General features: G+C 65.7%; 22 protein-coding genes. 13 read left to right on the forward strand and 9 right to left on the reverse strand.

Going from position 1 to position 19637, the window contains the following annotated elements; translation table 11 throughout:
- Window positions 1-9: 9 nt before the first annotated feature.
- The 3 genes from I2456_RS07560 to I2456_RS07570 all read right to left on the reverse strand — a co-directional run bounded on the left by I2456_RS07560 (window position 10) and on the right by I2456_RS07570 (window position 3209).
- Complete coding sequence (locus tag I2456_RS07560) at window positions 10-1101, reverse strand: homogentisate 1,2-dioxygenase (RefSeq protein WP_068026376.1); 1092 nt, start codon at window positions 1099-1101, stop codon at window positions 10-12.
- 92 nt (window positions 1102-1193) lie between these two features.
- Window positions 1194-2168: an NADPH:quinone oxidoreductase family protein gene (locus I2456_RS07565; protein WP_085075536.1), complete on the reverse strand. Its 975-nt coding sequence runs from the start codon at window positions 2166-2168 to the stop codon at window positions 1194-1196.
- A 42-nt stretch (window positions 2169-2210) separates the two neighbouring features.
- Window positions 2211-3209: an oxidoreductase gene (locus I2456_RS07570; protein WP_085075535.1), complete on the reverse strand. Its 999-nt coding sequence runs from the start codon at window positions 3207-3209 to the stop codon at window positions 2211-2213.
- Window positions 3210-3232: 23 nt separating this feature from the next.
- Between I2456_RS07570 and I2456_RS07575 the strand changes: the two genes are divergently transcribed.
- The 3 genes from I2456_RS07575 (at window position 3233) to alsS (ending at window position 6625) form a co-directional block, all read left to right on the forward strand.
- Window positions 3233-4090 carry an oxidoreductase gene (locus tag I2456_RS07575; protein ID WP_085075534.1) on the forward strand — a complete coding sequence of 286 codons (858 nt, stop codon included), beginning with the start codon at window positions 3233-3235 and terminating at the stop codon, window positions 4088-4090.
- Between the two features lie 82 nt (window positions 4091-4172).
- Window positions 4173-4952, forward strand: coding sequence for an acetolactate decarboxylase (gene budA / locus I2456_RS07580; RefSeq protein ID WP_068026363.1), 780 nt, complete (start codon window positions 4173-4175; stop codon window positions 4950-4952).
- Window positions 4953-4954: 2 nt separating this feature from the next.
- Complete coding sequence (gene alsS, locus I2456_RS07585) at window positions 4955-6625, forward strand: acetolactate synthase AlsS (protein ID WP_085075533.1); 1671 nt, start codon at window positions 4955-4957, stop codon at window positions 6623-6625.
- Window positions 6626-6653: 28 nt separating this feature from the next.
- Here the strand turns inward: alsS and I2456_RS07590 are convergent, their stop codons facing one another.
- Window positions 6654-7040: a DoxX family protein gene (locus tag I2456_RS07590; protein WP_241007888.1), complete on the reverse strand. Its 387-nt coding sequence runs from the start codon at window positions 7038-7040 to the stop codon at window positions 6654-6656.
- A 182-nt stretch (window positions 7041-7222) separates the two neighbouring features.
- Here I2456_RS07590 and I2456_RS07595 point away from each other — a divergent pair, with 182 nt between their 5' ends.
- The 6 genes from I2456_RS07595 (at window position 7223) to I2456_RS07620 (ending at window position 10506) form a co-directional block, all read left to right on the forward strand.
- On the forward strand, window positions 7223-7666 hold the full coding sequence (locus I2456_RS07595) for an SRPBCC family protein (RefSeq protein ID WP_085075532.1): 444 nt from the start codon (window positions 7223-7225) through the stop codon (window positions 7664-7666).
- Window positions 7650-8180, forward strand: coding sequence for a TetR/AcrR family transcriptional regulator (locus tag I2456_RS07600; RefSeq protein ID WP_082952085.1), 531 nt, complete (start codon window positions 7650-7652; stop codon window positions 8178-8180). The genes I2456_RS07595 and I2456_RS07600 overlap by 17 nt, the downstream gene beginning before the upstream one ends.
- An 80-nt stretch (window positions 8181-8260) precedes the next feature.
- Window positions 8261-8647: a nuclear transport factor 2 family protein gene (locus tag I2456_RS07605; RefSeq protein WP_207547469.1), complete on the forward strand. Its 387-nt coding sequence runs from the start codon at window positions 8261-8263 to the stop codon at window positions 8645-8647.
- On the forward strand, window positions 8644-9135 hold the full coding sequence (locus tag I2456_RS07610; protein ID WP_085075530.1) for a DUF3237 domain-containing protein: 492 nt from the start codon (window positions 8644-8646) through the stop codon (window positions 9133-9135). The genes I2456_RS07605 and I2456_RS07610 overlap by 4 nt, the downstream gene beginning before the upstream one ends.
- A gap of 49 nt (window positions 9136-9184) precedes the next feature.
- Complete coding sequence (locus I2456_RS07615) at window positions 9185-9772, forward strand: TetR/AcrR family transcriptional regulator (protein WP_085075529.1); 588 nt, start codon at window positions 9185-9187, stop codon at window positions 9770-9772.
- The gene (locus I2456_RS07620) at window positions 9769-10506 is read left to right on the forward strand and encodes a maleylpyruvate isomerase family mycothiol-dependent enzyme (protein ID WP_241007889.1); all 738 of its coding nucleotides are present in this window, start codon (window positions 9769-9771) and stop codon (window positions 10504-10506) included. Before I2456_RS07615 ends, I2456_RS07620 begins: the two co-directional genes overlap by 4 nt.
- A 25-nt stretch (window positions 10507-10531) precedes the next feature.
- Here I2456_RS07620 and I2456_RS07625 read toward each other — a convergent pair whose 3' ends face one another.
- The 3 genes from I2456_RS07625 to hisN form a co-directional block, all read right to left on the reverse strand.
- Window positions 10532-11734: an acyl-CoA dehydrogenase family protein gene (locus I2456_RS07625; RefSeq protein ID WP_068026341.1), complete on the reverse strand. Its 1203-nt coding sequence runs from the start codon at window positions 11732-11734 to the stop codon at window positions 10532-10534.
- 23 nt (window positions 11735-11757) lie between these two features.
- Complete coding sequence (locus I2456_RS07630; RefSeq protein WP_085075528.1) at window positions 11758-13155, reverse strand: acyl-CoA dehydrogenase family protein; 1398 nt, start codon at window positions 13153-13155, stop codon at window positions 11758-11760.
- 76 nt (window positions 13156-13231) lie between these two features.
- Complete coding sequence (gene hisN / locus I2456_RS07635; protein WP_068026332.1) at window positions 13232-14023, reverse strand: histidinol-phosphatase; 792 nt, start codon at window positions 14021-14023, stop codon at window positions 13232-13234.
- A 23-nt stretch (window positions 14024-14046) separates the two neighbouring features.
- Between hisN and I2456_RS07640 the strand changes: the two genes are divergently transcribed.
- The gene (locus I2456_RS07640) at window positions 14047-14376 is read left to right on the forward strand and encodes a hypothetical protein (protein WP_068026329.1); all 330 of its coding nucleotides are present in this window, start codon (window positions 14047-14049) and stop codon (window positions 14374-14376) included.
- On the opposite strand, the gene I2456_RS07645 is transcribed toward I2456_RS07640, so the two are convergent.
- Window positions 14364-14798 (reverse strand): pyridoxamine 5'-phosphate oxidase family protein, encoded by a 435-nt coding sequence (locus tag I2456_RS07645; RefSeq protein ID WP_085075527.1) that lies wholly within the window; start codon window positions 14796-14798, stop codon window positions 14364-14366. The two genes, I2456_RS07640 and I2456_RS07645, sit on opposite strands and share 13 nt — an antisense overlap.
- A gap of 195 nt (window positions 14799-14993) precedes the next feature.
- Here I2456_RS07645 and I2456_RS07650 point away from each other — a divergent pair, with 195 nt between their 5' ends.
- Genes I2456_RS07650 through I2456_RS07660 form a run of 3 tightly spaced genes read left to right on the forward strand, consistent with a single transcriptional unit; the run spans window position 14994 to window position 18178 of the window.
- Complete coding sequence (locus I2456_RS07650; protein WP_163703809.1) at window positions 14994-16355, forward strand: HNH endonuclease signature motif containing protein; 1362 nt, start codon at window positions 14994-14996, stop codon at window positions 16353-16355.
- A gap of 28 nt (window positions 16356-16383) precedes the next feature.
- Window positions 16384-16587 (forward strand): hypothetical protein, encoded by a 204-nt coding sequence (locus I2456_RS07655; RefSeq protein ID WP_085074110.1) that lies wholly within the window; start codon window positions 16384-16386, stop codon window positions 16585-16587.
- A gap of 7 nt (window positions 16588-16594) precedes the next feature.
- Window positions 16595-18178, forward strand: coding sequence for an FAD-binding oxidoreductase (locus I2456_RS07660; protein ID WP_085074109.1), 1584 nt, complete (start codon window positions 16595-16597; stop codon window positions 18176-18178).
- On the opposite strand, the gene I2456_RS07665 is transcribed toward I2456_RS07660, so the two are convergent.
- On the reverse strand, window positions 18179-19540 hold the full coding sequence (locus I2456_RS07665) for an FAD-dependent oxidoreductase (protein ID WP_085074108.1): 1362 nt from the start codon (window positions 19538-19540) through the stop codon (window positions 18179-18181).
- Between the last annotated feature and the right edge of the window lie 97 nt (window positions 19541-19637).

The raw sequence follows: 19637 nt of genomic DNA on the forward strand, positions 1-19637 counted from the left end.
CCGCAGGCATCAGTGTTGTCCCAGGTCGTGAGCCAGCACCTCGGCCGAGGGTGTAAGTCGGCGCCGGGTGTCGATGGCGATGACCTGCCAGTCGACCCGGGAGTAGTCGTCGAACTTGCGGCGTGCGCGTTCTCGCGCCTTCTCCGGAGCGCCGTGGTGAACGCCCTGTGGCGCATGCGAGATCAGGCCCGGCGGCATCGGAATGCCGTAGAGCGAGCCGCCGTGGAAGAACGCGACTTCGTCGTAGTCCACGTTGCGGTGATACCACGGCGTGCGTTCGGTGCCGGGGACTCCCTCGGCGGGCTTGGGCAAGAAGTTCATCACGTAGACGCCAGTGGCCTGCATGAACAGGTGCACCGTGGGGGGCAGGTGCACACTATCGGAGGTGACGACGTTGTAGTCGGCGATGTTGAAGGTGAACGCGAAGTTGTCCCCCCGCCAGCCTTCGACGTCGATCGGATGATGTTGGTAATAAAGGGATGTCGGGCCGCCCTGGTGAACAAGTCGGACCTCGTACTCATCGCGGCCGTCGTCTTCGAGTGGGGCCGGTTCGGCGATGGTGACTTGCGACGGGTCGAACGGGAAATGCCGGCCCAGCTGGCCGGGCGGCGGAACTCCGAACTCGTCGGTGGCTTCCACCATGAGCAGCGTGGTTTGGGACTGGGGGATCTGCCGCCAGGTGCATGCCTTGGGCAGGTAGATCCAATCGCCCTCGCGGTAGCGCAGTGGCCCGAACTCGGTTTCCAGCAATCCGGCGCCCTGGTGCACGAAGCACAGTAGGTCACCGTCGACGTGACGGAGATGAAACGGCATCGGTTCACCCCGGCGGCTGAGCAGGATGCGGCAGTCGGCGTTGCTGAACAGCAGTAGCGGGGCACCGTTGGTGTCGGTCGCGTCACTGGGCTTCAGTTCGCCCGCGAGCACGTCGACGGGTCGTAGCGGACCGACCGATCGATAGGCGGTCGGGTCGTGTCGGCGGTACAGGTTAGCGGTCCGTCCGGTGAACCCACCGCGGCCCAGTTCGTCGTCTTTGAGGCCGTCGAGATCGGCGTGCAGGCGCCGCGGCGTCTTCCCTTTGCGCAGGTGAATGAACGATTCCATGCACGCTCCCGATGGCCGCCGCGACAAGAACTGAAAGTGACATTACTTTCACTTATGGCGAATGCGCAAGGACGGGCGCCATGCCCGGGCGATCAGTCGCGGACGCGTAAGACGACTTTGCCCTTGGCGCTGCGATTCTCCAAGGACGCGATCGCGGCGCCAGCCTGCTCCAGCGGGTAGACCACCGGTTCGGGTGGCGCCAGCTTGCCGGAGCGCAGCAGCTCTTCCAATGCCGCCCACTGCTCGGTCAACGCGCCGGGGTGCGTTCCGGTCCAGGCTCCCCAGCCGACACCGACGACGTCGATGTTGTTGAGTAGCAACCGATTCACCTTGACGGTGGGGATCTCGCCGCCGGTGAAGCCGACGACCAGCAGTCGCCCCCCGGGGGCCAGCGATCGCAGTGAATCGGTGAACCGGTCACCGCCGACCGGGTCCACCACGATGTCGACCCCGCGGCCACCGGTCAACTCCTTGGCCGCGTCTTTGAAGCCCTCGGCCAGCACCACATCGGTCGCCCCGGCCGCCGTTGCGATTTCGCCCTTTTCCTCGGTGCTGACCACGGCGATGACCCGGGAAGCGCCGAGCACCGAAGCCAGCCGCAGGGCCGACGTGCCGATGCCGCCGGCAGCGCCATGCACCAGGACCGTCTCACCCGCGCGCAAGCGCCCCCGCTCGGTCAGCGCGAAGTAGACGGTCAGGTCGTTGAACAGCACGCCGGCGCCCGCCTCGAAGCTGACGTTGTCAGGCAGCTTGAAGGTTCGGTCCGGTGCCAGCACGGCGACCTCGGCCATGCCGCCGGTGAGCATCGTGAGGCCGACCACCCGATCACCGGGCCGCACGTGGGCGTCGTCCGGTGCCGACCTGACCACTCCGGCGATTTCGGCTCCGAGCACAAACGGCGGGTCGGGCCGGTACTGATAGAGCCCGCGGGTGAGCAGCGCGTCGGGGAAAGCGACCCCGGCCGCGTGAACCTCGACGACGACACTGCCGTCGCCACTGGGTTCGTCGACCTCGGTCACCTCGACCGCATCTGGACCATCGAGCCGAGTCACCCGTGCCGCGCGCATGCCACCTCCGTTGTCAGCCGCAGAAAATTTCGTCGCCTCAATCTAGAACCCGTCGGCGACCCGCACCACAGCGCGGCCGGTGAAGGCGCCGTCGCGCAGTTTTTCAAGCACGCTGACAACGTCTTTGACGTCGATCTCGGTGGTGATCTCGTCAAGGTGGCGGGGCCGCAGCGAGTCACCGAGCCGCGCCCACAACTGCCGGCGCGGACCGATGGGCAACTGAACCGAGTCCATGCCCAGCAGGGCGATGCCGCGCAGAATGAACGGCATCACCGTGGTGTGCAGCGCGGGGCCGCCGGTCAGGCCGCTGGCGGCTACCGCGCCGCGGTAGTCGACGGCGCTGAGCACATCGGCCAACGTCGCTCCGCCGACACAGTCCACGCCACCCGCCCAGCGGGTTTTGGCCAAGGGTCGCGGCTTGGCGTCGGGATCGGCGGGCAGCCGGCCGATGACCTCAGCTGCGCCAAGCTTTTTCAAGCGCTCGCCCGCCTGCGTCTTGCCCGTGGACGCCACCACGCGGTAGCCCGCGGCGGCCAGCAAGTCCACGCTGACCGTGCCCACCCCGCCGGAGGCGCCGGTGACGACGATCGGTCCATCCTCAGGTGTCACCCCCCAATCCATCAGGGCCTGCACGCTCATCGCCGCGGTGAAGCCGGCAGTGCCGATCGCCGCGCCCTCGCGCGGGCTCAGGGCGCCCAGCGCGACCACCTGGTCGGCGGGTAGCCGAGCGTATTCGGCGTAGCCGCCATGGTGTCCCGTTCCGATCTGGTAGCCGTGAGCCAAAACCGGGTCGCCGACGGCGAAGTCCGGCGACTGTGATTCGACCACCTCGCCGGTGAGATCGATACCGGGCACCACCGGATAGTTGCGCACCACGCCGCCGCCTGGCGTCATCGCCAGCGCGTCCTTGAAGTTGACACTGGAATACAGCACCCGAATCGTCACCTCGCCGGGTGGCAGATCCGAGCTGGCCAGTGTCTCGACCGACGCGGTTATCCGATCCTCGTCTTGGCGCGCTACCAGCGCACGAAACGTCTCCATGCTTTCGACGCTAACCTCATGCCATGGATTCCTTCCCACTCGGTCGCTTCTCGGTCGCGCGCATCGGCTTCGGCGCAATGCAATTGCCCGGTCCAGGTGTCTTCGGGCCGCCGCGCAACCGTGACGAGGCGCTGGCCGTGCTGCGACGCGCGGTCGAACTCGGCGTCGACCACATCGACACCGCGCAGTTCTACGGGCCCAACGTCGCCAACGAACTCATCCGCGAGGCGCTGTACCCCTACCCGGAAAACCTCGCGCTGGTGAGCAAGGTGGGCGGTCGGCGTGATGACGCCGGGGCCTGGTTGCCCATTGAGGACCCCGGTGAGTTGCGCCGCGATCTCGAGGCGAACTTGGAGACCCTGGGGGTGGACCAATTGGCGGCGGTCAATCTGCGTCTGATGGACAGCGAAGGTCCCGGTCAGCACTTCGACGAACTGCTGTCCGTCATGATCACGGCGCGCGATGAGGGGTTGATCGGAGCCATCGGGCTCAGCGAAGTCACCCGCGAGCATCTGCTACACGCCTTGAACCAAACCGAAATCGCTTGTGTGCAGAACGCTTTCAATCTCACCGACCGATCCTCCACACCGGTGCTGCAAGAGTGCACCGAGCGCGGCATCGCGTTCGTGCCGTTCTTCCCGCTGGGATCGGCGTTCGCGGAGTCCAATCCGGTGTTGGGTAACGACGTCATCCAAGATACGGCCGCTCGACTGGGTCGCACTCCGGCGCAGATCGCGTTGGCTTGGACGCTTGGCGTGGCACCCAATGTGCTGTTGATCCCGGGAACCTCGTCGGTCGGTCATCTCGAGGAGAACATGGCGGTGGCCGACATCGAACTCGACGACGACACGCGCCGGCAGCTCGACTCAGTCGCGGCGTGATGCTGGTCCGTGCGGCCGTCGCCGGAGGTGCGGCATCGGGTTTGAACACCTGAGCTCACTTGAGCGCGGAAGGAGCCCTCAATTGCCGGCCTTTGACCACAATGAGCTGACCGGCCTGCGTCGTTGGGCTCACGCGATCCTCGACCAGCACCACGGACGCGAGATCTTCCAGACCTCCACCATGGGCGCGCTACTCAACGGAGTGTACGAGGGAGATCTCACCATCCGAGAGTTGTTGCGCCACGGCAACTTCGGCCTCGGCACGTTCAACCGCCTGGACGGCGAAATGCTGGTGCTTGACGGAGATTGCTATCAGCTGCGCAGCGACGGCAGCGCCACCAAGGCCGATCTGTCCGAACGCACCCCATTCGCCGCGGTCACCTGGTTCAAGCCGGACCGGACGATCGAGGTGTCTACGCCGTGTGATCGTGCCGCGCTCAAATCGTTGATCGACCAAACCTTGGAAAGCACGAACCTGATGGTTGCCGTCAGGACTACCGGCCTGTTCGGTTCGCTTCGAACGCGGACGGTCACCGAACAGCACCCGCCATATCGGCCATTCACCGAAGCGACGCAAGACCAACAAGAGGTGACGTTCACCGATGTGCACGGCACCCTGGCCGGTTTCCGGATGCCCGAATACGAACAGGGCATCTCGGTGGCCGGTTACCACTCGCACTTCATCGACGACGAACGCCGTCATGGCGGGCACGCGCTGGACTACCAGCTGGTGCATGGGACCGTGGAAGTCGCCGTGCGCTCGGAGTTACATCTGAGCTTGCAGCGCACTCAGGGGTTTCTGAGCGCTGAATTGGAGCACGACGATCTGGACGATCAGATCCGGCGGACCGAGGGGGGTTGACGATGGCTGGCGATGCGGTCCGGTCGGCGCAGCGAGTGGTGGAGACCCTCAGCGCCTACGGAATCCGGTATGTATTCGGCGTGCCCGGCGCCAAGATCGACGCGGTGTTCGACGCCCTGCTGGACAGCGACATCGAACTGGTGGTGTGTCGCCACGAACAGAACGCCGCGTTCATGGCGGCCGCGGTGGGTCGACTCACCGGAACCCCGGGAGCCGCGCTGGTCACCTCGGGCCCGGGTACCACCAATCTGGCGACCGGCCTGGTGACCGCAACCACCGAGCAGGATCCGATGATCGCGATCTGCGGTGCCGTGGCTCGTGCTGACCGGCTCAAGCGTACGCATCAGTCGATGGAAGCTGTTGCGGCGCTCAAGCCGTTCACCAAGTTCACCGGTGAGGTCACCGATCCGGACAACGTGCCGGAAGCCGTCGCCAACGCGATCCGCGCCGCGACGACCGTGCCGCGCGGGGCAGCGGCGGTCGTGTTGCCCGCCGACGTGTCCAGCGCACTGACGACCGCGGCGATCGTCCGGCCCACACCGGTGGCCCGACTCGGCCCCGCGCCCTCGACGTCCATCGAGCAGGCGGCCGAAATGATCCGTGGCGCAACCAGTCCCGTGCTGTTCGTCGGGATCCGGGCCGGCGATCCGAAGCCGTGTGCGGCATTGCGGGATCTGCTCGCCGCCACGGACCTGCCCGTGGTGGAAACCTTCCAGGCAGCAGGTGTGGTGTCACGTGAGCTCGAAGACCATTTCGTGGGACGCGTCGGCCTCTTCCGAAACCAACCCGGAGACATACTCATTGGGCAAGCGGACGTGCTGGTGACGGTCGGCTTCGATCCGGTCGAGTATGACCCGCGGCTATGGAACGACGATCCGAACCGGACTGTCATCCATGTCGACGAGGTACCGGCCGATTTGGACAACCATTACCAGCCCAGTCTGGAACTGCGCGGCGACATCGCCGCGACCTTGGCTGAACTCACTCGACTGCTCACCGGTCTACGGCTCTGTGACGCGGCGAGCACCGCTGTCGCCCAACAGCGCGAGGAGCTACGCCGAATCGACGACGAGGCAAGAAGCCACGCCGTAGGTAAGGGGGCGCTGAACCCGGCGGCCATCGTCCTGAAGGTGCGTGAGCTCATCGACGACGATGCCACCGTCGCCTGTGATGTGGGGTCGCACTACATCTACACGGCGCGGCACTTCCGGGTCTACCAGCCGCGGCGGTTGCTGTTCTCCGATGGGCAACAGACGCTCGGAGTTGCGTTGCCGTGGGCCATCGCGGCGGCGCTGGTGCGCCCGGGCAGCCAAGTGGTGTCGATCTCCGGTGACGGCGGATTCCTGTTCAGCGCACAGGAATTGGAGACCGCTACCCGGCTGGGAGTGAGCCTGACCCATATCATTCTGCGCGACAACGCCTACGACATGGTGGCGTTCCAAGAGGTGCTCAAGTATGGCCGCAAATCCGGTGTGACGCTGGGCGATTACGACATTGCGCAATATGCCGGCGCGTTCGGCGCCAACGGGATTCGAGTCGACACCATGGACGAGTTGACCGACGCGCTCAACCGTTCGCTGACCGGACCCGGCGTCACCGTCATCGACGTCCCGGTCGACTACAGCCGAAACGCCGAACTGTTCCAGGAACTGCACGACGGAGTGGTCGACTGATTCGCCCGGCGCCTCGCAGCGGACTCCGTCAACGGTTCACGACTCGGGGGGAGTCCAGCGCGGTCTGCGCGAGCGAAGGCAGCCGCCGCGACGGCGGCCTCGAAGCCCAGGAGGTGAGGGTGAGGACGAGGAACAATAGCGGTCCCACCAACGTGTGTAGCGGGTCGTCGACCGCCAGGTGTGACACGACCGCGCCGGTGTAGACGATGGTCGCGCCGGCGTAAGCCCACTCCTTGAGCCGCGGAAGTCCGGGGGAGAGCAGAGCCAAACCCCCCAACGCGTACCAAACACCCAGCAGGACATCGAAGTAGCTGGGATAACCGAGATGGTGCACCATCTCGCGGGCAAACGGGATCCGCAGGATCCCGCACATGCCCCCAGCCAGCATCTCCGATGCCAGCACGACAGTCGTCACCCAATACGCAACGAGCTGTCGGGAGGCACGTCCGGTGGCTGTCGGCTTGGTCAGGGTAAGAGCGGTCGTGTTGACTCCTCCTGCTATGGCGTGGCCGTCATCTACTCGACCGATGCGGGCAGGAAAATGTGACCGCGACCGGCACCACCTGCGTGGTCCCGCATTCATGTACCATTTGGTACATGATCAGCGAGTCGGAGATCACGATCAACGCACCTGCCGCCGTCGTCTGGGATGTGTTCAGCGACGTAGAGCACTGGCCGGAATGGACGGCGTCCGTCACCCGGCTGGTGGGTCTCAACGGGCCGGACCTGGCCGTGGGCAAGCGGTTCGAGATCAAGCAGCCGCGCATGCCGAAGCTGGTGTGGGAGGTCGTCGAGTTGGCGCCGGGAGCCTCGTGGACCTGGACGCAGCGTGCGCCCGGCGGTTTGACCGGGGCCCGGCATGACGTCATCGCAGCGTCGCCGCAGCGGACCCTGGTGCGACAGCGGCTCGATCAAGGTGGGCCGATCGGTGCCATGGTGGGCTTGCTGATGCGTGGGATGACAAGGCGCTACCTCGAATTGGAGGCAGCGGGCCTCAAAGCGCGCAGTGAACAGCGACACGGTGATGGCCCGAGCGCCTGACCTCGAGCGGCGCCAGCAGTTACTCGACGCGGTGGTCAAGGAATACGCCGAAGGCGGCATCGGCGACCGGTCCCTGCGTCACGTGGCGACCGCGGTGGGCGTCAGCCACCGCATGCTCCTGCATCACTTCGGGTCCCGGAACCAGCTTCTGCTGGCGATCGTCGATGAGGTCGAGCGTCGGCAGCAAGCCTTGTTTCGCGAACTTCCAGCCGAGCCCGCCGCGGCGGTCAGAGCCATGTGGGCTGATCTCCGCCGTCCCGAATTGCGCCCGTTCGAGCGCCTGTTCTTCGAGTGCTATGCCCGCGGTCTCCAAGGCGAGCAGCCGTTCGCGCGGATGCTGCCAGGAGCCGTAGAGACATGGCTCGCTGAGGCGGGAACGGCTGACCCCGCGCGGGCTCGCCTTGGCCTGGCAGTCATGCGTGGTCTGCTTCTCGACCTTCTCGCCACCGACGACCACGCCGGCGTAGACGCCGCGGCGCACGCGTTCGCCGAGCTGGTCCGGGCAGGGGGATGAAGCTGCGCTGTTGCCCTTGTGTGAACTTACCGACCGGTGGTAGGTTTTTGATACCAACGGTCGGTAAGTTAAGGGCGGTCGTGATCGAACAGAAGCTTGACGTGCGCGATATCGCGGATCGCTACTTCGCCGCCTGGAGGACACGAGATCCGGACGCCATCGCGTCTCTGCACACCGAGGACACCCGATTCTGGATGCATGCGGGCACTCAACCCGTCGTCGGGCGAACTGCTGCCCGGGCCGCGTTCGCCGAGATCTTCGCCCGCTTCCCCGATTTCGCCTTCGAGATCTATCGAGTGCGGTACGGCACGGACCATTGGGTGCTGGACTGGGCACTGATTTCGGGTGGCCGCCGTTTCGACTGCCGTGACCTCGTGGACTTGTCCCCGGACGGCCTCGTGGTCCGGAAAGACAGCTTCGTTGACGCGGGCCAAATTCCGGCCGCCGCGGGGGGAGCTGGTCGATGACGGCGCTCACGGCGGTGCAACAGCTGCCCTCGGTCGACGCGCTGCCTGCCGAGCACCTGTTCGACATGCATGTGGACCTGCAGCCGGCGCAGATCATCGCCACCGCGGTGGGCTTGCGCATGACGTTCATCACGACTGGCGGCACCATCGACGGGCCTAGGCTGGCAGGCGAGATCCTGCCCGGTGGCGGTGACTGGCTGCTCGTAGGAAGCGACGGCACGGGACGCGTGGACGTGCGTGCGACGATTCGTACCCGCGACGATGCGCTCATCCACTGTGAGACGCGCGGCATCATCAAGGTTCCGGCCGGCGCCCTGGACCGGCTCGCGGCCGGCGAGACGGTGTCCTTCACGGAGTCCTACATTCGTACGACTCCGACCTTCGAGACTGCCGACGAACGCTACGCGTGGTTGAGCGGCTTGGTGACACTCGGTTACAACATCCTGTCGCCCAACCACATTGACTACCGCATCTACCGAGTGCTGTGAACGGCGGGTTTGGTGTTCGAAAGCGAACCAGACGGTGGGTAATGCGCCGATGAGACGCACACAGGAAGAGCGCACCGGTGCGACCACGGCAGCGATCGTTGACGCGGCGAGACAGTTGTTTGCCCGCGACGGTTACGAGTCGACGTCTTTGGAGGCCGTCGCCGCGGCGACCGGGGTCAGCAAGGGCGCTGTGTATCACCACTTCGACGGGAAACGACAGTTGTTCGCCGCCGTCTTCGCGCGGGAGGTCGAGCGAATGGCCGGTCCCGTCACCGAGGCGTATGCGCGCAAACGGGATCCGTGGGATGCGTTCAAGGCCGGATGTCGCGCCTTCCTCGACGAGTGCCTCGATCCGGATGTGCAACGCATCGTGGTGCTCGACGCATTCGCCGCGATCGGGTGGGAGGAGTCCCGCCGCCTGGAAGCTCCGCTGCTCGAAATGATGGAAGTGGGCATCGCGCGCGCTGCCGAAGCCGGTCGAATCGCTTCTCGTCCGTCGGGGCCGCTTGCGCACTTCCTGTTCGGTGCCCTGTGTGAAACGGCCATGACGGTGGCCAGGTCAGATGACGTCAAAGTGGCGCATCGCCACGCAATCACCGAAATCAACCGCATCCTCACCGGTTTGGAGAAGACGTGACCCCAGCGTTGGCGTCCTTGCTCGAGGATGTGGCCGGTGAGTTGCAGGCGTGCGCCGAGATCTTCGAGGAGTTGACCACAACACACTTCGGACTGCCGACCCCGTGCCGTGGGTGGACGGTCGCCGATCTTGCCATCCATGTGGCCACCGGTGCGTTTCGGGACGCCGAAGCGTTCCATCGGGCGCGGTTGGCCATCTCCTCACCGCCCGGGGAGGTGACGCTCGACAGCACCGACTATGCGACAGCGGTACGGCTGGCGGCCGAGCACCTGCGTGCGGCGCTCGCCCTGGGTCCACCCCGGTGGCCGGCCGTTCCCACCCCCTTCGGGACTATGCCTGTCGCCGTGGCGCTGCAAAGCTTGGTCGTCGAATTCGGGGTTCACCGCAACGATCTCGAGGTTGCGGCCGGACGGCCCGACACAGCGTTCAGCGCGGCGACTCTTTCGGCGCTGTTCGGCTTCGGCGATCACTACCTACTGCGGCAGGCGGCTCCGGTTGATTCTCCCGCGTTCGCGCTCGCACTCGACGCTCCGGCCGCGTTGATGGGCGTGACGTGGACGGGAACGGCGTGGATACCGGGCAGAAATGCCGATCGGTTATGCCGTGTCTCGGGTAGCGACGACGACATTGCGCGACTGATGCTGCGCCGACTCGACATCGACGACCCACGTCTCGACGTGCACGATCCATTCGGGCTGGCCGCGCTGTTCTCCGCGGCCATCCGACCGCTGTGACGATCGAGTTGCGCTGAGCTGCAGGCTACTTGAGTTCCGAGGAGGACAAGCCCAGCAATCGGCGGGCGACCACCAGTTGCTGGATCTGCTGGGTGCCCTCGAAGATGTCCAAGATCTTGGAATCGCGCGCCCACTTCTCCAGCATCGATTGCTCCGAATACCCCGTCGTACCGGCTAATTCGACCGTCTTGCAGGTCACATCGCTGGCCATGCGGCCGGCCTTGGCCTTACTCATCGAGGCTTCTTTGGAGTTGGGAATGTTGTTGTCGGCCTGCCAGGCCGCCCGCAAGGACAATAGGTAGCTTGCCTCCCAGTCGGCCTCCATGCGCAGGAACTCGGCCGCGGCGGCGGTCTGGACGTGGCTCGGCTTGTCGTAGTCGATCTCCACGCCGGCTTCGGTGAGAATCCGGCGGATCTCCTCCAAGGCCGCCCTGCCCACCCCAACGGCCATGGCGGCGACGATGGGCCGGGTGTTGTCGAAGGTTTCCATGACTCCCGAAAAACCCTTGCCGACTTCGATTTCCGGGTTGCCCAGCAAGTTGTCCTTGGGGATGCGGACGTTGTCGAACCGAATGGCCGCGGTGTCAGAGCCTTTGATGCCCAGCTTGCGCTCGAGTCGTTCCACCGTGACGCCCGGATGCTCGCGCGGCACGATGAACGACTTGATTGCCGCACGGCCCTTCGACTTGTCCAGCGTGGCCCACACCACGATGTGGGTGGCGCGCGAGCCCGCGGTGACGTAGATCTTCTCCCCGTTGATGACGTATTCGTCCCCGTCCAGGGTGGCTGTCGTCGACACGGCCGCCGAGTCGGATCCGAATCCCGGTTCGGTGATGGCCATCGCGGCCCACACCTTGCCCAGACGTTGCAGCTGCTCGTCAGTGGCGACCGCGGAGATGGCGGCGTTGCCCAGGCCTTGGTAGGGGATGGACAGCATCATCGCGACGTCGCCCCAGCTGGCTTCCAACGTCTGCAGCAACGCGGCCATGTTGGCGCCGTTGTGGTTGTCCTCTTTGCTGTCGGGACCGCGCAGCGCGTCGGCTCCGGCGAAGCTGAACGACTGCGACGCGCCCTCGAAGAGATTGAAGAGGGTGTCCAGCTCCACCGGGTAGGCGTGCTCTTTCAGGTCGTACTTGCGGGCGATCGGCCGCATCAGTTCGGCGGCACCCTGGTGGGTCTTGGTCATGACCGCCTGCAATTTGCGGGGGAGCTCCAGATTGATTGCCATGATTGATCTTTCAGTTAGAAGACTCAGATGACGACGACGCCCTCGGCCACGCCGATGACTCGCAAATCGCGGTACCAGCGCTCGACCGGGTGTTCCTTGGTGAAGCCGTGGCCGCCGAGCAACTGCACGCCGTCCAGGCCGATCTGCATGCCCTTGTCGGTGCCAAGGCGCTTGGCCAGTGCCGCTTCTCGCGCGAACGGCAGGCCCTGTTCGGCGCGTGATGCGCCGCGCCAAGTGATCAGCCGCAGCCCGTCGAGCTCGATCGCGATGTTGGCGCACATGAAGGCCACGGCTTGCCGACGGGCGATCGGCTCGCCGAACGCTTCTCGCTCTTTCACGTAAGGGACGACGTAGTCGAGGACCGCATGCGAAGTGCCGACGGCCAGTGCCGCCCAACCCAGCCGAGCCAGGGCCAGCGCGTCGGAGTAGTCCTCGTCGGAGGCCTCGTCTTCACCCAGTCGGGCGGTGAGGGGTACCGAGACTCCGGACAATTCGATCTGGCCCAGGGCGGCCGCGCGAATACCCATGCTGGGGTCGGGCTTGACGGTCAGGCCCTTGGTGCCGGCTTCGACGATAAACAGGGCCGGCTTCCCGTTGAGCTGAGCGCCGACGATGAACAACTCGGCGTCCGCGGCGGCCGGCACCAGCGACTTGACGCCGTCCAGCCGATAACCCGACGGGGTGCGCACGGCAGTGGTCTTCAGGCGGGTGGGGTCGAACAACGGGTGGGGTTCGGCGATCGCCACGCACGCCTGCGGCACGTTCTCCCCGGCGAACTCCTTGAGATAGGTGGCCTGCTGGTCAGCGCTGCCCCAGTGGGTCAGCGCAGCGGCGACTCCGCCGGGAGCCAGGATCGGCAACGCCAGTCCCATGTCGCCATAGGCGAGCGCCTCGGCCACCAGCACGTTGGTCACGGTGGACCGGTGTTCGGCGATGCCGTCGAAGTCCTCGGGGATGTTGATGGCGGTGATGCCGAGTTCGGCGGCTTTGGCGATCAGGTCCGGGGGATAGGTCGTCGCTGCGTCCGCGTCGGGTGCTGCCGGCCGCAAGATTTCCGCTGCGAATTCATTGACCGTCTCGACGATCATCTTCTGGTCGTCGTCGGGGGTGAGGTCGAAGTAGTCCTTGCCGCTGGCTTTGAGCCGGGTGGGGGCACCGCGCAGGTTCTGCACCCGTTGGAATTGCCGCGCCGCTTTGACCGTCGTGGAGAACAAGGTCTTGGTGCCGAAGCGCAGGCCTCGGTTGAGCGGACCTCGCAGGTTGTACTTGTCCAGGAACTCTTGACCCATGATCGGGGTGAGGAATGCGATCGCGAGGTCGACGCCCGTGCGTTTGTGGGGTTCTAGCCCGACGCCGTTGCTACGGCCACGGCGTTTCTTGCGCGTGGGCGAGTCGGTCTTGGCGGGAATTGTGTTGGTCATATCGGCAGCCTCTGTCGTTGGGGCGATGCGAATAACCGTATCTTACTCCGGAGTAAGATAAATAGTCCCGTGTTAATTACTTCACATCGGCGCGCAGTCGGCTCATCACCTGTTCGTGCAGGTAGCCGTTGGTTGCGACGGCGCTTCCGCCGTGCGGGCCGTGGGTGCCGTCAAGACCGCTCAATTGCCCGCCGGCCTCGCGCACGAGGATGTCGATGGCCGCTAGATCCCATACCGACACCTCTGGTTCGGCGGCGATGTCCACCGCACCTTCGGCGAGTAGGCAGTAGGAGAAGAAGTCGCCGTAACCGCGCACCCGCCACACCGCGTCGGTGAGTTCGATGAAGCGTTCCCGCAGGCCCAACTGCGCCCATCCGGAAAGGCTGGAAAACGACAAGCTCGCCGAATCCAGTTGCCTCACAGACGAAACGGTGATCGGCCGGGATTGTGCGCCGGCGACCGAAGCGAATGCGCCCTGCCCCACCGCGGCCCACCAGCGCCGCTGCAGGGCCGGCGCGCTCACTACTCCGACGATGGGAACGCCGTCGTCGAGCAGTGCGATCAGGCTGGCCCACACCGGCACTCCGCGCACGAAATTCTTTGTGCCGTCGATCGGATCGAGTATCCATTGGCGTCCGGTGAAGGTGGTGGTGCCGCCGAATTCCTCGCCGAGAACGCTGTCGCCGGGCCGGTCGCGGGCAATCGCCTCACGCAACTGTGATTCGACCGCCCGGTCGGCATCTGTCACCGGCGTCAGATCCGGTTTGGTGTCGACGCGCAGATCCAGCGCACCGAAGCGAGCGCGGGTCAGCACATCGGCGCGGTCGGCCAACGCCAGCGCGAAACGCAGATCGTTGGTTGGGCTCATGCGAGCAGTCCTACCATGGTCACGTGGGATGGGAACTAGGCGTGTTGCTGATCTTGGTTGCGGTACTCGTCGTCTTCCTGGCCCCGCGCTTCATACCGGTAGGCCCCCGCGGTGCCCTGGCGAGTGGGACGCTGCTGGTGACGGGCGTCAGCGAGCGGCCAGACGCGCCCGGCGAGCAATTCGTCACCATCGCCGGTGTCATCAACGGCCCCACCGTCAGTGAACATGCCGTGTACCAACGCATGGCCGTCAGCGTCGACCAATGGCCGACCGTCGGACAGGTGCTTCCGGTGGTGTATTCGCCGAAGAATCCGGACAACTGGAGATTCGCGCCGGACGCTCAGGGACTGTGACCCGGTAGGTCGCCGTCGGGTTCGGGGCCGAACTTGAATGCGCGGCCGGTGATTTCCGACGGGCTGATTCGCACGTAGTGGGGTTTGTGAGTTGCCGTCCAGGGCAACAACTGCGCCCGTTCGGCTTGCTGAATGTCCGCGTCGTTCTTGAGGAGTTGGGCGCGCCCTCGAACGATGACGCTCCAGCCTTCTTCGACATTGTGGTCGTCGGCTTCGAAGACCACTGCTCGATTCGCCACTGCTGAGAACAGTTTCGTGCCTTCGGCAGTGCGGAATAACACGGTCCGGCCTTGCACGACATAGTTGACCGGGAAGATCTCCGGCTCACCGGCGAAGCTGGTAACCAGGCGCCCGAGTGCGACGCTGCTCAGCAGGTTCCAGCTCGCGTCCTCGGTGAGGACGGTGACGGGCGCGTCGGTCATGGCGGACCTTCCTGGTGTCTAACGGACTTCGAGGAGCTTCTGGCGGCGGTGTAGTGAAACTCCCATGCTTGACCAAGTGGGTCAACCACTCCCGTGCACCCGGGTTCAGGGAACGTATCGAATCATCTTGTGTGCCAAAGCCTTGCCTGAGGATAACGTCGTTGATGTGTCGGTGGCCCGGGATATCATTCGAACATGCGTTCGGATCGGGAGACCATCGTCGGGGTGCTGGACCGGCTCGATGCTGTCACCGACGACCTGCTGGACCTGTCGTGTGCGGAGTTGACGGTTCCGGAGTTGATGCGGGTGGCGCTGCGCCTGGAGCGGGTCGCGCGCCGACTGCCCGCAGCACAGCACGCGGTGCTCAATCTGCTTGCCGAACAAGCCGATCCAGCCCAGCTGGGCGGCCGACTGCCCTCGGTCTTGGCCAGCAGGCTGCACATCACCCGCGCCGAAGCCAACCGGCGCCTCGCCGAGGCCGCCGACCTTGGCGAGCGCCACACCCTGACCGGACAAACCCTGGCGCCCTACCTCACCGCCACCGCCCACGGGCAGCGCGCCGGTTCCATTGGTGAGGGTCATGTGCGGGTGATCCGGGATTTCGTCAAGCACCTGCCCGCCCATGTGGACGTGGAGACCCAGGAGAAGGCCGAGGAACATCTCGCGCGGCTGGCCGGTCAGTACCGACCCGACCAGTTGGCCAAACTCGCCGAACGCCTGATGGACTGCCTACATCCCGACGGCGACTACACCGACGACGACCGCGCCCGCCGCCGCGGAGTCACGCTGGGTAAGCAAGACGTCGATGGCATGTCACGGCTGACCGGCTACCTGACCCCCGAAGCCCGCGCCACCCTAGAAGCAGTCCTGGCGAAACTGGCCGCCCCAGGCATGTGCAACCCCGACGACGACACCCCGTGTGTGGCGGGGGCACCGTCGGAAGACGCGGTCCGCCACGACCTGCGCTCGGCCGCCCAACGCAACCACGACGGGATGCTGGCGGCGTGTCGGGCGCTGCTGTGCAGCGGCGATCTCGGCCAGCACAACGGCCTACCCGCCTCCATCATCGTCACCACCACCCTGCAAGACCTCGAAGCCGCCGCGGGCACAGGCCTGACCGGCGGGGGCACCCTGCTGCCCATGTCCGACGTCATCCGCTTGTCCCGCCACGCCCACCACTACCTGGCCATCTTCGACCGCGGCAACGCCCTGGCGCTGCATCACACCAAACGGCTAGCCTCCCCGGCCCAGCGCATCGTGCTGTACGCCAAAGACCGCGGCTGCACCGCACCGGGTTGCGACGTCACCGGCTACTACTGCGAAGTCCACCACGTCATCCCCTACGCACAGTCCCGCACCACCGACATCAACCAACTCACCCTGGCCTGCGGCGGCCACCACCCCCTAGCCGAACAGGGCTACACCACCCGCACCAACACCCAAGGCGACACCGAATGGATCCCCCCACCCCACCTGGACCACGGCCAACCCCGCACCAACACCTACCACCATTCCGAAAAACTCCTGATGGACGAAGACGACGAGGAGGGGGGCTAACTGGCCCGTTGTCTGGCATTCTGATGACATGCCAGGCAAGGAAGTCGACCGGGTACGCGCGTCGAGTGCTCTCCAAGTGATCCGGCAGCACCCCGTCTTGGTGCTCTTCGCGCTGTCGCCGGTGCTCGTGGTCTTGGGTGTCATCTGGTGGCTGGCCGGCGCCGGCTGGGCCATCTTTGCGGCAATTGTGGCGCTGCTCAGCGGCACCGCGGCCGTCATTCTGAAACGCTAAGGCGTCGATGCGTTCCTGGTGGGGCTGGGGCACCGATGAGCAGGCGCTCACAAAACAGGAGACGAGGGACCTGGAGGCGCGGGTAGCCGCCCTGCTGCCCGGGCACGACCTGACCGACCATCGTCCCCCCGACCCGACCACTCTCGGGTTGCCCGCCCCGCGAATCACCGCGCCGGCCTCACTGGCGGCGATGTGCTCGACCAATCCCGTTGACCGCGCGGGACACGCACGCGGCAAGGCATTCCGCGATGTCGCCCGCAACCTCCAGGGCCGCCTCGACCATGTACCCGACCTGATCGCACGTCCCCGTCGCGAGCAAGACCTCGTCGACGTACTGGATTGGTGTACCCGCGAAGGCATTTCGGTCATTCCCTACGGCGGCGGCAGTTCAGTGGTGGGCGGTGTGGAACCCCGTTTCGACCAACCCGCGGTGACGTTGGACGTCAGCACGATGAGCGCGGTACTCGAAATCGATTCGGTCAGCCGCGCCGCTCGCATTCAAGCCGGGGCGCTGGGGCCCTGGATCGAAGACCAACTGCGGCCGCACGATCTGACGCTGCGGCACTTCCCGCAGTCGTTTGCTTTCTCCAGCCTGGGCGGCTGGTTGGCTACCCGCGCCGGCGGGCACTTCGCCACCCTGTACACCCACATCGACGACTTGACCCAATCGGTGCGGGTCGTCACCCCGGTCGGCATCAGCGAATCGCGTCGGCTGCCCGGATCGGGTGCAGGGCCGTCCCCGGACCGCTTCTTCATCGGCTCCGAGGGCACGTTGGGTGTCATCACCGAAGCCTGGATGCGGCTGCAGACTCGGCCGAAGTGGCAGGTCACTGCGTCCGTAGCGTTCGAAAACTGGCCCAATGCGGTCGCCGCAACCCGCACCATCGCACAAGCCGGGCTGTACCCGGCCAACTGCCGACTGTTGGACCCGGCCGAAGCATTCCTCAATGCCGGCGCCCCGGTGCGCGGCGGCCTCTTGGTGCTGGCATTCGAGTCCGCCGACCACCCGATCGAACCGTGGCTCGACCGCGCCGTCGAGATCGCTGCCGGTCACGGCGGCTCTGTGATCACGCGTCGCGGGGGCGAAAACCGAAGCGACGCACCGCGATCCGATGCATCCCAAAGCTGGCGCTCGGCGTTTCTGCGGATGCCGTACCAGCGAGACGCCCTCGCGCGCCGCGGCGTCATCGCCGAAACCTTCGAAACCGCTTGCACCTGGGACGGATTCGACACGCTGCATGCCGCGGTGACCGACGCCGCCCGAACCGCAATAGAACGGATCTGTGGCGTCGGCGTGGTCACCTGCCGATTCACCCACGTCTACCCCGATGGCCCCGCCCCCTACTACGGCATCTACACGGGCGGACGATGGGGTTCGCTCGACACCCAGTGGGACGAGATCAAAGCCGCTGTCTCCGAAGCGATCAGCGCCACCGGCGGCACCATCACCCACCATCACGCGGTAGGCCGCGACCATCGTCCCTGGTACGACCGGCAGCGTCCCGACCCGTTCGCGGCCGCGCTACGTGCGGCCAAGGCCGCGCTCGACCCGGCGCTGATTCTCAACCCTGGCGTTCTGTTCGATCCCTGATCAGCCGTGCCCGATGTCGAGCAGCTTCGACAAACTGGGCAACTTCACCCGCGGCCGCCCGTGCGGTTCGCCCGCGTCGCGCTCAAAGCGGTCGATGATCTCCCAGTGAGCCGATGTCACGAGCTTCGGCTGCCGCGAACTCAGCCATTCGAGCAACTTGTCGGCATGGTCATCGCCGAAGTCTGCCAGGTCGCCCGCCTTCGCCAGGTCGTCGAGCAATGTGTCGACCGTGTCCTGCGAGTCCTTCTTGTTGGTACCGATCACACCGGTCGGTCCCCGCTTGATCCAGCCGACGACATATTCGTTGCGGCTGCCTTCCACCCGGCCATCGGTGTTAGGGATGGTTCCGCTTCTCTCGTCGAACGGCAGGCCCGGGGTCGGCACGCCGCGGTAACCGACCGAGCGCACCACCAACTGCACCGGCAACTCCTCGCGCTCACCGGTGTCCTTGGCCGACACTCGTCCGGTCTCGTCAGTCACCAATTCGTTGCGCCCCAGCACGATCTTTTCGACCCGGTCCTCGCCCTTGATCTCGATCGGGGAGGTGAAAAACCGGAACACGATGCGGCGATGGTCGGGCCGGGGAGCTCGCTGGGCATAGTCACGCAGCACCTTGATGTTGGTCTTGGTGGTCTTGCCGGCCGCGGCCGCATCCTCGTCAGTGATGCCTTCCAGCTGCGCCGGGTCGACAATGACGTCGACCCCCTCGAGTTCTCCCAGCTCCCGCAGCTCCAATGTGGTGAACGCGGTCTGCAGCGGGCCGCGCCGCCCGATGATGACGACTTCCTCCACACCGCACGGGCGCAGCGACTCCAGCGCGTGGTCGGCGATGTCGGTGGCCGCGAGGACGTCGGGGTCGGTGACCAGAATCCGCGCGACGTCGATAGCGACATTGCCGTTGCCGACCACGACCGCGCGGGCGCCCGACAAGTCCGGCGTCGACTCCTCGAAATGAGGATGGGCGTTGTACCAGCCGACGAAATCGACGGCGGCCACGCTGCCCGGCAGGTCCTCGCCGGGGATGTTCAGCGGCTTGTCGCTCTGGGCGCCCACGGCATAGATGACGGCGTCGTACTGCTCGGCCAACTCGGCGGCCTGCACGTGGTCACCGACCACCAGGTTCCCGAAGAAGCGGAATCGGGGGTCTTCGGCGGTCTTCTCGAAGGCCTTGCTGATCGACTTGATCTTGGGGTGGTCGGGCGCGACGCCCGAGCGGACCAGTCCCCAGGGGGTCGGCAACATCTCCAGCATGTCGACGGCCACGTCGATCTCTTCCGAGGTGTCGGCCGCCTTCAGCAAAGAAGCGGAGGCGAAGAACCCCGAGGGTCCGGAGCCGACGATGGCTACGTGATATGGACGCATCTTCGAACCTTCTGTCCGTGCCCGGCTGCGGCGCAAGGGGCTGTTCGAGAATTGGGCCGCAGTCGCGCGGTGCACACGATGGTCTCCTGATGCTAAA

Origin of the sequence: Mycobacterium kubicae, from assembly GCF_015689175.1 — a bacterium.
Lineage (GTDB): Bacteria > Actinomycetota > Actinomycetes > Mycobacteriales > Mycobacteriaceae > Mycobacterium > Mycobacterium kubicae.